This is a genomic window from Methylophaga sp. UBA5088 (assembly GCF_002414625.1).
Lineage (GTDB): Bacteria > Pseudomonadota > Gammaproteobacteria > Nitrosococcales > Methylophagaceae > Methylophaga > Methylophaga marina.
Genome location: NZ_DIAC01000048.1, coordinates 33977 through 34987 on the forward strand (window position 1 = coordinate 33977; position 1011 = coordinate 34987).

Sequence of the window (1011 nt, forward strand, 5' to 3'; positions counted from 1 at the left end):
TTCAGATAGATAGTTTGCTGTTGTGCTTGATGTGATTGATAACGTTTCATCCCATTTTGCTGGGCGTGTTGATCTTCTGAAACAAAGGCCAGTTTTATCCAGTTACCTAACTCACCTTGTACCGAAGTAATCACTTCACTTGAGTTAATTTGCCCTTGTTGAGCTCTATCTGAAAAGAAAGGGTGAATATCGATTTTAACTCTGTTATCAGCCAATAAAAATGGGACAGCATTAAAACCATTTGCCGTTGACGTATAGTACGTATTGGTAGCCAAACCAATGTCGCCGCTGCCGTTTATGAAATAAAGATAGTCTTTCTCAGGTTTTGCATTACCTAACTTAATGGTGATGGGCTGACCAGCAATCCCCTGAGCTTGATATTGATTGTCTTGATCGTCTTTACCTTTTGTTGACCATGCCTTGAGTTTGACTGAAGCATTTGGCTTTGAATCTGAAAGTGTAATATTGGCTTCACTCCCTGATTGTTGCTGAAGTTCTTGTGAGGTTTGCAAGACAGTAATGACGACAGACTTTAATGGTGTGTCGAGTTTTTTGATGAGCTGTTCAACATTAGCAAGCGTGGCTCGATCCGACTTTAAAATCAGCATGTTGTCATAGGCTCTTATTGTCGCTGTCTCAGGCAAAAAGGGCCGAACCTGCTCTACGACTTCATTGGCGAGACGATGTTTCAATGCAATGGTATGGATGTTTGTATCTGCTAATATCGTTGAGTAGAACATGAGTAACGCAATTGTCAAAATGTGATTTTTCATAACTGCAGACGCCTCGTATTCAAATCAAACTCACTTCTGGCCCACATATCGTCGAAGTCTTTCTTGCGATTACTGACCTGACCCGTGGCATCAAAATCAACTACACCTTCGTAGCGATTAGCATTTGGACAATATAAAAAGGCTTTTTTATCAACCAACAGGCTCATATGCCGTAGTTTTTGCTCTTGTCTGTCAGCAATATGAATTTGAATTTTACTGGAGAGTCTCTGAGCAAGAG

2 protein-coding genes are annotated in these 1011 nt (G+C 40.7%); both read right to left on the reverse strand.

Annotated elements, in window-relative coordinates; genetic code table 11:
- A partial coding sequence (locus B4K20_RS06385) for a secretin N-terminal domain-containing protein (RefSeq protein WP_289282290.1) occupies positions 1 to 773 on the reverse strand: 773 nt, incomplete at its 3' end.
- Positions 770 to 1011 (reverse strand): hypothetical protein (locus tag B4K20_RS06390; protein ID WP_289282291.1); only part of this gene is annotated, 242 nt, incomplete at its 5' end. The genes B4K20_RS06385 and B4K20_RS06390, both read right to left, overlap by 4 nt.